Here is an 11797-nt window from a genome sequence, read left to right on the forward strand (position 1 = left end):
CGGATCGTCACCGGAGGTGAACCGAATTCGCCGTCACGCGCCCGCCCGGGCTCGGCGTCCGGGTGGGCGGACGACGCTCAGCCGCCGGCCACCGCCTGCGCCGCCCGGCGACGCGCCCGACGGCGACCGGCCCGCAGCGGGCGCGGCGTGACCAGCCGCTCGACCAGGGCCAACACCAGTTCCAACAGCATGGCGAGCCCGGCCACCAGCACGCCGCCCGCGATGATCTGGCCGCCGCCGGCGGCGATGTCCAGCCCGAAGCCCGCCCGGATGATCTGGCCCAGGCCGCCGCCGTTGACGAAGGACGCCAGCGCGGCCGTCGCCACCACCTGCACCGCCGCCGTGCGGAACCCGGCCGCCAGGTAGGGCACCGCCAGCGGCAGCTCGACCCGGCGCAGCAACTGCCACCCCGAGAAGCCCATCCCGCGCGCCGCGTCCCGGGCCTCCGGATCGGCCTGCCGCACCCCCGTGTACGCGTTGGCCAGCAGCGGCGGCACGGCGAAGACGGCCAGCGCGACCACCACCGACGGCCGGCCGAAGCCAAGGAAGGTCAGCGGCAGGATGGTGAGCAGGGCGAGCGTGGGGACGGCCAGCGACACGTTGGACACCAGTACCACCAGCCCGCCGCCCCGGCCGGTGTGCCCGAGCCAGAGCCCGATCGGCCAGGCGACCAGGCAACCGAGCGCCACCGCCGCCGCCGACATCGACAGGTGCTCGCCCAGCCGGTCCAGGACGCCGCCCGGGTTCGTCCAGTTCAGCGGGTCGTTGAGCCAGACCAGCGCCGCCTCGACCGGATTCACCGAGCCAACCTCCCGTTCGCGACCGCGGGACTCCGCCGCGCCGCGTTCCTCGCGCTCACCGAGCCAACCCTCCGCTCGCGACTGCGGGACTCCGCTGCGCTGCGTTCCTCGCGCTCACCGGGCCGACCTTCCGCTCGCGACTGCGGGACTCCGCTGCGCTGCGTTCCTCGCGCTCACCGGGCCCGCTTCAGCCAGGGGGTCAGCAGCCTGCCCGCACCGGCCAGGACCAGGTCGAGCACCAGGGCGAGCAGGACGCAGAGCAGCGTCCCCGTCATGATCTGTGCCTTGTAGAAGTTGTTCTGGAAGCCGGCGAAGATCAGCTGCCCGAGGCCGCCGCGCCCGATCACCACGCCCACGGTCACCAGGGCCACCGTGGAGACGGTCGCCAGCCGCAGCCCGGTGAGGATGCCCGGCAGGGCCAGCGGCAACTCGACCCGGAACAGCCGGCCCCAGCGGCCGTACCCCATTCCCTCCGCCGCCTCGCGGACCTCGGGGGGCACCTGGTTGAGCCCGGCGACGGCGTTGCGGACGATCACCAGCAGCGCGTAGAGAACCACCACGCTGAGCGCGGTCGCCGCGCCGATGCCCAGGTAGGGGGCGACGAACGCGAAGAGCGCCAACGACGGCACCGTGTAGAGCACCCCGGTGAGGGCCAGGACCGGCCCGGCGAGCGAGCGGTACCAGTACGCGGCCACCGCCAGCGGCAGCGCGATCAGGGCGGCGATCAGCACCGCGCGAGCGGTCAGCGAGGCGTGCTCCCGCACGGCGGCGACGATCGTGTCAGAGTTGTCCCGCACGTACTGCCAGGAGAACCACGGGTTACCCGGGTCGGCCCGGTAGCTCAGGCGGAAGGACATGTGTGGACGTTACCCCGGAGGGCACCGCCCCCGCCGAACCGCGCGCGGCGTCGATCACGCTGGAGGGCATCCGCAAGCGCTACCCGGACGGCACCGAGGCCGTACGCGAGCTGAGCCTGGACATCAGAGCCGGCGAGCTGGCGGTGCTGATCGGACCGTCGGGCTGCGGCAAGTCCACGGTGCTCCGGATGGTCAACCGCCTCATCGAGCCGACCGGCGGCCGGATCCTGCTCGGCGGCGAGGACGTCACCCGGGTCGACCCGGTCGGGCTGCGCCGCCGGATCGGCTACGTGATCCAGAACGTCGGGCTCTTCCCGCACCAGACGGTCAGCGCCAACGTCGCCACCGTGCCCCGGCTGCTCGGCTGGCCCCGCCAGCGCAGCCGTCGCCGGGTCGACGAGCTGCTGGAACTGGTCGGGCTCGACCCGGCCACGTTCGGCCGCCGCTACCCGCACGAGCTCTCGGGCGGGCAGCGGCAGCGGGTCGGGGTGGCCCGGGCGCTGGCCGCCGACCCGGTGGTGCTGCTGATGGACGAGCCGTTCTCGGCCGTCGACCCGATCGCGCGGACCCGGTTGCAGGAGGAGTTCCTCCGGTTGCAGGCCGAGGTGCGCAAGACCATCGTGCTGGTCACCCACGACCTCGACGAGGCGGTCCGGCTGGGCGACCGGATCGCGGTGCTCTCCGAGGGCGGGCGCCTGGAGCAGTTCGACACCCCGGCCGCCGTGCTGGGCGCGCCCGCCACGCCCTTCGTCCGGGAGTTCGTGGGCGCCGACCGGGGCATCCGCCGGCTCGCGGTCACCCCGGTCACCGGCGGGGCCGTCGAGCCGCTGCCGGAGGCCGGGGTGGCCGGGCTGCCGACGATGCCGGTCGGCGGCTCGGCGTACGACGCGCTGGGGGTGCTGCTGACCTCGGCCGCGGACCGGGTCGTGGTGACCGACGGGGGGCGGCCGATCGGGGTGCTCAGCCGGGAGCGGCTGCTCGAACTGGGCGCGCCCCAGCGGTGAGGCGCGCCCGGGTCAGGCGCGACCGCCGAGGCTGGCCGTGCCGATGACCCAGCCGGAGAGGAAGCCGTACGTCGCGCCGGCGCCGCCCGCCTGGATCGCCGTCAGCAGCGCCGGCTCCGGGCCGAGGAAGGCGGCGATCAGCGAGGCGAAGCCGCTGGCCAGGACGTACGCGGCCCAGCCGGAGAAGAACTGCGTCCCCGACCCCTGCACCCGGGCCACCTGCGAGGTGGGCAGCAGGTAGAGGAAGAGCGCCGCGAGGATGACCAGCAGGACGGCCCGCAGGTTCGCCACGAGCAGGTTGCCGGTCGCCCCGTCGCCGTCGAAGTGCCACGCCGGCCAGGAGAGCAGTTGCAGGTACCAGCCGCCGGCGGAGTTCGGGTCGGTGCCGGCGGCCCAGCCGACGTACGCCGGGCTGCCGCAGACCGCGACCAGGAGGAGCGCCGCGAGCGCGCCCGTGCCCGCCGCCGTCCCGTAGCGACCGCCGGTGCGTGACGGGTTGGTGAGCGCCATGATCGGGTCAGTTCCCGGCGGAGCGCGGGGGGCAAACCTCTCCGGGGCCGTCGGCCGCCGTCACCCTCGCGGGTGCTTCATCAGGTAGTCGATGAACGCGGCCCGCAGCAGCGGCGCCGACTCCTCGTAGCCGTGCCCGGTCAGCTCCCGCCACAGCGCCGCGGCCTCGTCGATCGTCGGCCCGACCGAGTTGGGCGCGCCGTCGAGGACGGCGGCCTCGTCCGCGTTCGGCAGGTGCCGCAGCACGGACCAGAAGAAGCGCACGTCGTGGCGCTCCCGGGCGACCGCGAACGCCCGCTCCCGCAGCTCCTCGGTGGACAGCGCGTCGAGTTCCTCGAACGACGGGCCGGCGGAGGTCGATGGTGTGTCGGTCATGCCGCCGAGCCTAACCGGCGAGATCACTCCCGGCCCGGTGGACGCGGCGCCGGCTCACCGGTCGCCGGCGTCCCAGCGGCGCGGGCCGGTCTCCCAGCCGGGATCGCTCCACGGGTCCACCGGGCTCTCGTGGGACCGCCTCGGCACGGCGGGCGGCCAGTCGCCGACCGGGTCCGCCGACGGCGCCGTCCAGCCCGCGCCGATCCGGCCGTCCCCGGCGGGGACCGGTTCCGCCGCCGCGCCGGTCGCCGGCCGCCCGTACGCCTCGACCAGCCGGGTGACCAGCAGCCCGACGCCGAGCGCCGCCGCGCCGACCGCCCACCGGCTCACCGTCCAGCCCCGGGCCTGCGCGTACGCGAGGAGGACCGTGACCAGGCAGACGGCCAGCAGGGTGCCGAAGACGCCGCCCCGCCGGCCGTAGGCGCTGGTGCCGGCGAGCAGCGCCAGGCCGACCGCGAGCACCGTCCAGTCCAGCCCCGGGTCCGGCGCGACCGGGGCGGTGTCCCGGCTGGCCGTCAGCATGCCGGCCAGCGCGGCCAGCACCGTGGAGCCGACGAGCGCCCCGGAGGTGACCACCGCCGCCACGGCGCCCCGGCGGCGGGCCGGATCCACGACCGGACGGAACCGGCCGACCACCCGGCGGACGGCCCGCACCGAGCCGAACAGACCGCCGAGCACCGCGACGGCCGCGAACCCGACGAACAGGTGCAGCGCCCCGCGCTCCGGGTCGTAGTCGCCCTGCGGCAGGACCGACGCCGAGCGCTGTTCGACGTACACGACCACCCCGGCCGCGCCCGCGAGGGACGCGGCCCAGCCGGGCACGTGCAGCACCACCACGACCAGCGCCAGGGCGAGCCCGCCCAGCGCGGCGACCAGCAGGGCCGGGCCAGCGGCGGCGCTGACGCCCCGGTCGCCCTGCTCGGCGACGTGCAGCGCGGCGGCGACCGCCACGGGACCGACGGCCAGGTTCACGGCGGCGGTACGCAGGGTCAGCCCGGCGGCCAGCCCCAGCAGCCCGAACACGACCGCGTCGAGCAGCAGGGAGCGCAGCCCGTCGCCCCGCAGCGCGGCCGGGTCCTCCCGCCAGAGCAGGTACGCCAGGACGGCCAGCCCGGCCAGGAGCAGCAGCTCCCAGACGACGTGGACGGCGAACCGGTCGCGGCCGGGCTCGCCGTGCGCGGGGTCGTCGAAGACGTTCTCCAGGACGGAGGCGGGGATGCCGGACGAGGGCTCGGGGGACGGCTCACGCCCCGGTTCGTCGTGCCGCATGACGCCGCCTCCCACGTGGCCGCCCGTCCAGCCTGGTCCGACGCGCGGGCGGACCGGGGCGGCGTTGCTCTCCGGTCGGAGGCACCGTACCCGCGCGGGAGGCCGGGCGTAACCCCCCGGAATCAGCGTGGGCCGGGGCGGCCCTCCCGGCCGCCGGGCTCGCGGTCCTCGTCGTCCTCCTGCTCGGGAACCCGGCAGGAGCGCTCCAGCCAGAGCGCCGCCGCCACCAGCGCCAGCCCGGCGAGCAGGCCGGCGCCGGCGATCGGCCGGTCGTCCATCGCGGCGTCGGTGCGCTCCACGAAGAGCCAGCCGGTCAGCCCGGCGTAGAACCCGGTGAAGATCGCGCCGGCCAGCGCGGACGCCTTCGCCAGCACCACGAACCGGGCCACCAGCAGCGGGTTGACCGGCTCGCGGCCAGGCCTGCGCTCGATGCGGCCCCGGGTGTTGACGGCGGCGTACGCCTCCAGCACGGCCAGCGCGGCGAGGGTGACCACCGGCAGCCAGGGCAGCTCCGGCAGGTAGTCGTAGTAGAGGGTGCTGATCAGCAACCAGGCCACCGCAGCGGCGCCGAGGGCGGCCACCACGAGGGTGGAGATCCGGGTGGGGCCCATCCGGGACCGCTCGGGGCCCGTCCCGCCCGGTCGCGGGGACTGCGCCTGTGTCATGCCGGCCGGCTCCACTGGGTCATGCCGTCGACTCTATCGCCAGATCCGGCCGGGGGCGCAGATCCAGCGCGTCGTCGGCCACCGGGGAGGCATTGAGCAGGTCGGTCAGCCAGCCGTGTCCGGGCAGCCGCCCGTACGGCTGGAGGTCGATCCACGGCCGCAGCACGAAGGCCCGCAGGTGGGCCCGGGGGTGCGGCAGGGTCAGCTCGGGGTCGTCGCTGAGCACCGGCTCGTCGCCGTCGGCCCACACGGCGATGATGTCGACGTCCAGGGTGCGCGGCCCGAAACGCCGCTGCGGGTCGCGGGTGCGCCCCGCGGCGCGCTCCGCCGCCCGGGCCCGCTCCAGCCAGTCGTACGGAGTCGCGGCCGGGTCCTCGGCGAGCAGCACGGCGTTCAGGTACGCGGGCTGGTCCGCGTCCCCCCACGGTGGAGTCTCGTAGACGCCGGAGACCAGGAGCACGCTGTCGCCGAACGCCGAGACGGCGCAGCGCAGGTGGGCGAGCCGGTCGCCGAGATTGCTGCCCAGGGAGAGGACGGCGCGGGTCACCGGTCGCGCCGCCGCGTCATCGTCACGGCCACGTCGGTGAAGGCGTGCGGCACGGGCGCCTCCGGCTTGTGCACGGTGACCGTGGCGGCCTCGACCCGGGGATCGGCCAGGCAGACGGCCAGCAGCCGGTCGGCGAGCGTCTCGATCAGGTTGACCGGTTCGCCGGTCACCACCGCGACCAGCCGCTCGGCCAGTTCGCCGTAGTGGACGGTGTCGCCCACCTCGTCGGAGCGGGCCGCCGGGGCGAGGTCCATCTCCAGGACGGCGTCGACCACGAAGTCCTGGCCCTGGACGCGCTCGAAGTCGTACACCCCGTGCCGGCCGTGCGCCCGCAGGCCGGTCAGCTGGATCCGGTCGGTCATCGGTCTCCTCCGTGGTCGGCGGTGCGGTCCGCCCGTCCGGCGCCGGCGTGGGCCGCCCGAGCCCCACCGGTGGGCGTGGGCGCCAGGCGGGGCGCGCCCGTGGCCTGCCAGACGGCGAGGGCGTCCACGGTGGCCCGGACGTCGTGCACGCGTACGCCCCAGGCGCCGGCCGCCACCGCGAGCAGGCTGGTGGCGACGGTGGCCACGTCGCGGCCGTCCGTGGGGCGGGGGGTGCCGTCGGGATCGGCCAGCAGCCGCCCCAGGTACGACTTGCGGCTGGACGCGAAGAGCAGCGGGAAGCCGAGGTCCAGCAGCTCGGACAGGTGCCTGCTCAGCTCCCAGTTGTGCGCGGCCGTCTTGGCGAAGCCCAGCCCCGGGTCGACGACGATGCGGTCGGCGGCGACCCCGGCCCGCAGCGCCTCGTCGACGCGGCGGCCCAGCTCGGCGCGCACCTCGGCGACCACGTCGGCGTAGCGGGCCAGCTCCCCCATCTCGCGGGAGTGGCCCCGCCAGTGCATGAGCACCCAGGGGCAGCCGGCGTCGCGGACCACCCGGGCCATGGCGGGGTCGGCGAGGCCGCCGGAGACGTCGTTGACCACGGACGCGCCGGCGGCGAGGGCCGCCTCGGCGACCCGCGCGCGGGTGGTGTCGATGCTGACGGGCACGCCGGCGGCGGCCAGCTCCCGGATCACGGGGACCACGCGGGCCGTCTCGGTCTCCGCGTCGACCCGGTCGGAGCCCGGCCGGGTGGACTCGCCGCCGACGTCCACCAGGTGGGCGCCGTCGGCCCGCAGCCGCACGCCGTGTCCGACGGCGGCATCGAGGTCGGCGTACCGTCCGCCGTCGGAGAAGGAGTCGGGCGTGACGTTGAGGACGCCCATCACCACCGGGTCCGAGGCCCGTACCAGATCGGTCACGGCTAGACGGTACCGGTCGGCCGGAGCGCCCCGAGCGGGCCGGGTCGAGGGCGATGACATGCGCATTCGAACGGGTGTACGATCGGTCGTCCCGGTCGGATCGGGCAGACTCTTCGCGGCTTGTCGCAAACAGTGGGTGCCCGTACGCTTTGGAACTGCCCGGCATCGAGATGGCGAAGCCTGGAGGGAGGGCCGAAGCGGGAGATTCCGCCCAAAGCTCACCACCCTCCGTGGTGAGTAACGAACGCAGGGTCGCCGACGCTGCGCACAGGGAGCACCGTTCCCGCCAGGCATGCCTACTGCACCACCGCGGCGCCGCCGGCCGCGACTTGGGGAGGTTCCAGTGATCGCCATCGAGCTGATGGAGACGGCGACGTCCGCCGCCGCCCACACGCTCTCCGCCCTGGCGTCGACTCCACTCGCCGAGCCTGCGCCCAAGGGGATCGACACCGAGGGTGTCGTCACGTTCTTCGCCAGCAAGATCGCTCCGATCCTGCTGGCCGTGCTGGGCGTCATCTTCATCGGGCGCGCCAGCCGGGGTGAGATCTCCAAGGTCCTCACCAGCTCGGCGATCGCGATCGTCGGGCTCGCCTTCATCGCCGGAGCCGCCACACTCTTCTTCATCGGCGACTACCTGATCGACCTGATCTTCGAATAGGCGCGGGCACGAGATGCGGCTGCGCACCGACGACGACATCTACCGGGCTCGCCTGGTCTACCTCGGGCCGCCCGGCTACACCCTTCCCGTCCACCTGCCGTACGCCCAGTACGGGCTGTTCATGCTGCTCGTTCCCCTCTACATGTTCATCCACTGGCTGTTCACGTTCCAGGTCGAGCTCTTCCCCGCCTGGGAGATCGCGCTCGCCATCGTGAGCACCTCGTTCATCTTCCGGTACGTCGACCCGGACCGGCCCGCGCGCATGGTGATCCGCACCGCGCTGACCGACTGGCGGCGGACCCGGGAGCCGGCCGCGGAGCAGCGGGACCCCCGCCTGGTCGGCAGTCGGATCAGGATCCGGGAGGAACTGGCATGACCGGTCGCACCCCGACCAGGCAGTCGAACGACGCGGATGAGGCGGTCGCATGAATCGCAGTTCCACGCCGGGTTCCCCGGCAGGGCGTCCGGCCGTCCCGCACGGTAACCGTGCGCGGTCGTTCGACTACCCGGATGATCCAGAGACGGACGAGGTCGCCCTCGATCCGGCCCTGGTGACGACACCCGGGCACGGTGGCGTGGGCGTCTTCCAGGCCCCCCGCCCGGCGCCACGCCGGACGCCGCCGGCCGAGGCGCAACCCGCCGGCACCGGCGACAGCGCCGACATCGACTCGCCCTTCCTCGACCTGTTCGGCGGTACGCGCCCCGGCGCGACCCGGCCGACGGCGCCCCCGCAGCGGGCCGGCGGGCGGGAGCAACCCGCCATCGGGCAGCAGTCGGCGGCCGCCGCACCGGCCGCGCTCCCGCCGGCTCCCACAGCCCCTCTGTCGCCGCCCGCACGGGCGGGCCACGGGGCCGACGTCTACCGGACCGGCCACCCGGCCGACGCGGCCCACCGGGCGTCCCCGGGGGTCACACCGGCCGTCGAACAGCCCCCGGCCGACGCGTACGAGCCGCCCGCCCGACCGGCCAGGTCCCGGGTGCCGCACCAGTCCGGGGACCGGCTGCCCACGCTCCGCCCACCGGCGGAGGCGGAGGACGCGACGGCCGGTATGCCGCCCGTCGCGGCGGCGCCGCCGTCGTCCCACCCGGCACCTCTCCAGCAGCCGGCAGCGCTCGACCCGCCCGCGCCGGGCCCGGCGTCCGAGCCGGCGTCCCGCCGCACCGGGGAGCGCCCGCCGGAGCGGGCCGGCCGGGAGGTGGCGCCGCCGCGGCAACGCTCCGCCGGCCGGCGGAGCCAGCCCACCAAGCCCGCCCGGGTCAAGCCGCCGAAGATCAAGTTCGGGGACCGGGACCCGGCGGACGAGCTGGCCATCACCGAGATCGCCGGCCACCTGACCTTCACCCCCAACACCGTCACCGCCTGGTACTGGCTGCCGGAGGTGCGCTGGGCGTTCCGGCCGGACGCGGAACGGGAGGCGCTGCTCTCGGCGATCTCCGAGCAGTACGCCGGGCTGGCCGGCTTCCGACTGCACCTGCGGCGCACCACCCGGCCCTTCCCGGCCGACGAGTGGGCCCGCACCATCGACGCGCACACCGCTTCGCCGCTGCCCGACGTGCCCGGCACCGCCGGCTGGGGCGACCACCTCGTGGCCGCGCAGCGGCACCTGCTCTCGGTCAACCACGCCGAGGGGCAGACCTACCTCGGCGTCACCTTCGCCCGGCGCTCCCTCGGCGACTCGCTCACCGAGCGGCTGCTGCGCACCTTCGGCCGGGGTGTGGCCGAGGGCGAGCGCCGCAAGCTCGGCCGCACCGTCGAGCAGTTCGACGAGGTGCTGGGCGCGTTCGGCATGCGCGGCCGGCGGGTCACCGCACAGGAACTGGAGTGGCTGCTCTACCGCTCGGTGGCGCTCTGCATGGCGCCGCCCGGGCAGCTCTCCCCGCTCACCGACGGCAAGTGGGAACGCGGCGACCTGCTCGCGCTCACCGAGCAGGTCGAGCGCTACCGCACCCCGTACGGCTCGACCGTCAAGCTGGTCAACCGGATGACCGGCGAGGAACGGCACGTCGCCGTGCTGGCGGTCGGCCGGATGGAGCCGCTGGAGATCCCCGAGCGGCACGAGCCCTGGCTGCACTTCCACGAGCGGCTGCCGTGGCCGATGGAGCTCTCCACCCGCGTCGACATCCTCGGCTCCGGCGACTCCTTCCGTAACCTGGAGCACCGGCTGCGGATGATCCGCTCCCAGCAGCTCGACTACGCGGAACACGGCATCGACGCCCCGCCCGAGCTGGAGCGGCTGGCCAAGCGCGCACTGGTCATCGGCGACGAGATGACCACCGGGCTGCCGGTCGACTCGGCCCGCGCGCACGGCTGGCACCGGATCGCCGTCGGCGGTCGCAACCGCGAGGAGTGCCTGGAGCGGGCCCGCCGGCTGATCCAGCTCTACTCCCGCGAGCTGCGGATCTCGCTGCAGCACCCGAAGAACCAGGACTGGCTGGCCCGCGAGTTCATCCCCGGCGAGCCGATCGCCAACACCGGCTACGTCCGGCGGATGCCGGTCAACCTGCTCGCCGCCGCGCTCCCCCAGGCCGCCTCCACCGTCGGCGACCGGCGCGGCGACCTCATCGGGCGCACCGCCGGCACCTGCCGCCGGCCGGTCTTCCTCGACCTGCACTTCCCGATGGAAGTACGCGAACGCTCCGGGCTCGCCGTCTTCGTCGCCGAACCGGGCGGCGGCAAGTCCACCCTGCTCGGCGCGCTCGGCTACCTCGCGGCCCGACGCGGGGTCCAGGTGACGCTGCTCGACCCGTCCGGCCCGCTCGCCCGGCTCTGCGCCATGCCGGAACTGCGGCCGTACGCGCGGGTGCTGAACCTGACCGGCTCCGAGCACGGCACCCTGGCCCCGTACTCGCTCATCCCGACGCCGCTGCGCAGCGAGTTCGGCACCGGGGCCTCGGGCGACCGGGAGTTCGAGATCGCGGTCTCCAACGCCCGCGCCGAGCGGCGGATGCTGGTGCAGGACATCTGCATGATGCTGGTGCCCCCGCAGGTCGCCCGGGAGGCGTCCACCGCCACCCTCTTCCGGCACGCCGTACGCCAGGTGCCGGCGGAGGAGACCTCCACCCTGGACGACGTGGTCGCCTGCCTCAGCCAGCTCGACGACGACGCCGGCAAGGAACTGGCCAACCTGCTGCTCGACACCGCCGAGATGCCGCTGGCCATGCTCTTCTTCGGCCGACCGCCGGAGGGGCTGCTCGGCGCGGACGCCGCGCTCACCGTGATCACCATGGCCGGGCTGCGACTGCCCGACCTGAAGATCGAGCGGGAATACTGGTCCGCCGAGGAGGCGCTGGCCCTGCCGATGCTGCACACCGCGCACCGGCTCGCCGTACGCCGCTGCTACGGCGGCTCTATGTCGTCGCGGAAGCTCGTCGGCCTGGACGAGGCCCACTTCATGGAGGGGTGGCGCTCCGGGCGGTCGTTCCTGGTCCGGCTCGCGCGCGACTCCCGCAAGTGGAACCTCGCCGCGCTGGTGGCCTCGCAGAACCCGCGGGACATCCTCGGGCTCGACGTGCAGAACCTGGTCTCGACCGTCTTCGTCGGCCGGATCGCCGAGGACGCGGAGATCGCCTCCGAGGCGCTCCGCCTGCTGCGGGTGCCGGTCAACGACGGCTACGAGGCCACCCTGGCCTCCCTCTCCACCGCCGACGCCACCAGTGCGACCCGGCTCGGCTTCCGGGAATTCGTCATGCGGGACGTCGACGGCCGGGTGCAGAAGGTCCGGGTCGACGTTTCGTACGTCGACGGGCTGCTGGACCACCTCGACACCACCCCCGCCGCGATCGCCGCGGCGGCCGGGGTGCTGCCGGCCATCCTGCCGAACATGGAGGCGTGA

The 11797-nt window shown here is 74.9% G+C and carries 13 protein-coding genes; 4 read left to right on the forward strand and 9 right to left on the reverse strand.

Going from position 1 to position 11797, the window contains the following annotated elements:
- Positions 1-77: 77 nt before the first annotated feature.
- A complete protein-coding gene (locus tag DER29_RS33105; protein ID WP_121401579.1) occupies positions 78-800 on the reverse strand; it encodes an ABC transporter permease in 723 nt (240 codons plus the stop codon).
- Positions 801-973: 173 nt separating this feature from the next.
- The gene (locus DER29_RS33110) at positions 974-1657 is read right to left on the reverse strand and encodes an ABC transporter permease (RefSeq protein ID WP_121401580.1); all 684 of its coding nucleotides are present in this window, start codon (positions 1655-1657) and stop codon (positions 974-976) included.
- Positions 1658-1659: 2 nt separating this feature from the next.
- On the opposite strand from DER29_RS33110, the gene DER29_RS33115 reads away from it, so the two are divergent.
- Positions 1660-2661: an ABC transporter ATP-binding protein gene (locus DER29_RS33115; protein WP_121401581.1), complete on the forward strand. Its 1002-nt coding sequence runs from the start codon at positions 1660-1662 to the stop codon at positions 2659-2661.
- 12 nt (positions 2662-2673) lie between these two features.
- Here the strand turns inward: DER29_RS33115 and DER29_RS33120 are convergent, their stop codons facing one another.
- From DER29_RS33120 to folP, 7 genes are all read right to left on the reverse strand, one after another.
- Positions 2674-3171 (reverse strand): hypothetical protein, encoded by a 498-nt coding sequence (locus DER29_RS33120; RefSeq protein ID WP_121401582.1) that lies wholly within the window; start codon positions 3169-3171, stop codon positions 2674-2676.
- A gap of 60 nt (positions 3172-3231) precedes the next feature.
- Entirely contained in the window at positions 3232-3546 is a 315-nt protein-coding gene (locus tag DER29_RS33125; protein ID WP_121401583.1) for a hypothetical protein, read from the reverse strand.
- Between the two features lie 54 nt (positions 3547-3600).
- Complete coding sequence (locus DER29_RS33130; protein WP_121401584.1) at positions 3601-4815, reverse strand: ABC transporter permease; 1215 nt, start codon at positions 4813-4815, stop codon at positions 3601-3603.
- Positions 4816-4937: 122 nt separating this feature from the next.
- Positions 4938-5480 (reverse strand): DUF3180 domain-containing protein, encoded by a 543-nt coding sequence (locus tag DER29_RS33135; RefSeq protein WP_121401747.1) that lies wholly within the window; start codon positions 5478-5480, stop codon positions 4938-4940.
- 19 nt (positions 5481-5499) lie between these two features.
- Positions 5500-6027, reverse strand: a complete 528-nt coding sequence (folK, locus tag DER29_RS33140) for a 2-amino-4-hydroxy-6-hydroxymethyldihydropteridine diphosphokinase (protein ID WP_121401585.1) — start codon at positions 6025-6027, stop codon at positions 5500-5502.
- Positions 6024-6389 (reverse strand): dihydroneopterin aldolase, encoded by a 366-nt coding sequence (folB, locus tag DER29_RS33145; protein WP_121401586.1) that lies wholly within the window; start codon positions 6387-6389, stop codon positions 6024-6026. Before folB ends, folK begins: the two co-directional genes overlap by 4 nt.
- Positions 6386-7306 carry a dihydropteroate synthase gene (gene folP, locus DER29_RS33150; RefSeq protein WP_121401587.1) on the reverse strand — a complete coding sequence of 307 codons (921 nt, stop codon included), beginning with the start codon at positions 7304-7306 and terminating at the stop codon, positions 6386-6388. The genes folB and folP overlap by 4 nt, the downstream gene beginning before the upstream one ends.
- A 343-nt stretch (positions 7307-7649) precedes the next feature.
- Between folP and DER29_RS33155 the strand changes: the two genes are divergently transcribed.
- From DER29_RS33155 to DER29_RS33165, 3 genes are read left to right on the forward strand one after another with little or no spacing between them, the layout of a single operon-like run.
- Positions 7650-7964, forward strand: coding sequence for a hypothetical protein (locus DER29_RS33155; RefSeq protein WP_121401588.1), 315 nt, complete (start codon positions 7650-7652; stop codon positions 7962-7964).
- 13 nt (positions 7965-7977) lie between these two features.
- Complete coding sequence (locus DER29_RS33160) at positions 7978-8340, forward strand: hypothetical protein (protein ID WP_121401589.1); 363 nt, start codon at positions 7978-7980, stop codon at positions 8338-8340.
- A gap of 49 nt (positions 8341-8389) precedes the next feature.
- The gene (locus DER29_RS33165; protein ID WP_121401590.1) at positions 8390-11797 is read left to right on the forward strand and encodes an ATP-binding protein; all 3408 of its coding nucleotides are present in this window, start codon (positions 8390-8392) and stop codon (positions 11795-11797) included.

Source organism: Micromonospora sp. M71_S20, assembly GCF_003664255.1.
GTDB lineage: Bacteria > Actinomycetota > Actinomycetes > Mycobacteriales > Micromonosporaceae > Micromonospora.

What these genes read in the sequence shown, in the direction of transcription:
- DER29_RS33160 (WP_121401589.1), top strand. Translation starts at nt 7,978, where the DNA reads ATGCGGCTGCGCACCGACGACGACATCTACCGGGCTCGCCTGGTCTAC.
- DER29_RS33110 (WP_121401580.1), bottom strand. Translation starts at nt 1,657, where the DNA reads ATGTCCTTCCGCCTGAGCTACCGGGCCGACCCGGGTAACCCGTGGTTC.
- DER29_RS33130 (WP_121401584.1), bottom strand. Translation starts at nt 4,815, where the DNA reads ATGCGGCACGACGAACCGGGGCGTGAGCCGTCCCCCGAGCCCTCGTCC.
- DER29_RS33135 (WP_121401747.1), bottom strand. Translation starts at nt 5,480, where the DNA reads ATGACACAGGCGCAGTCCCCGCGACCGGGCGGGACGGGCCCCGAGCGG.
- DER29_RS33120 (WP_121401582.1), bottom strand. Translation starts at nt 3,171, where the DNA reads ATGGCGCTCACCAACCCGTCACGCACCGGCGGTCGCTACGGGACGGCG.
- DER29_RS33165 (WP_121401590.1), top strand. Translation starts at nt 8,390, where the DNA reads ATGAATCGCAGTTCCACGCCGGGTTCCCCGGCAGGGCGTCCGGCCGTC.
- folB (WP_121401586.1), bottom strand. Translation starts at nt 6,389, where the DNA reads ATGACCGACCGGATCCAGCTGACCGGCCTGCGGGCGCACGGCCGGCAC.
- DER29_RS33125 (WP_121401583.1), bottom strand. Translation starts at nt 3,546, where the DNA reads ATGACCGACACACCATCGACCTCCGCCGGCCCGTCGTTCGAGGAACTC.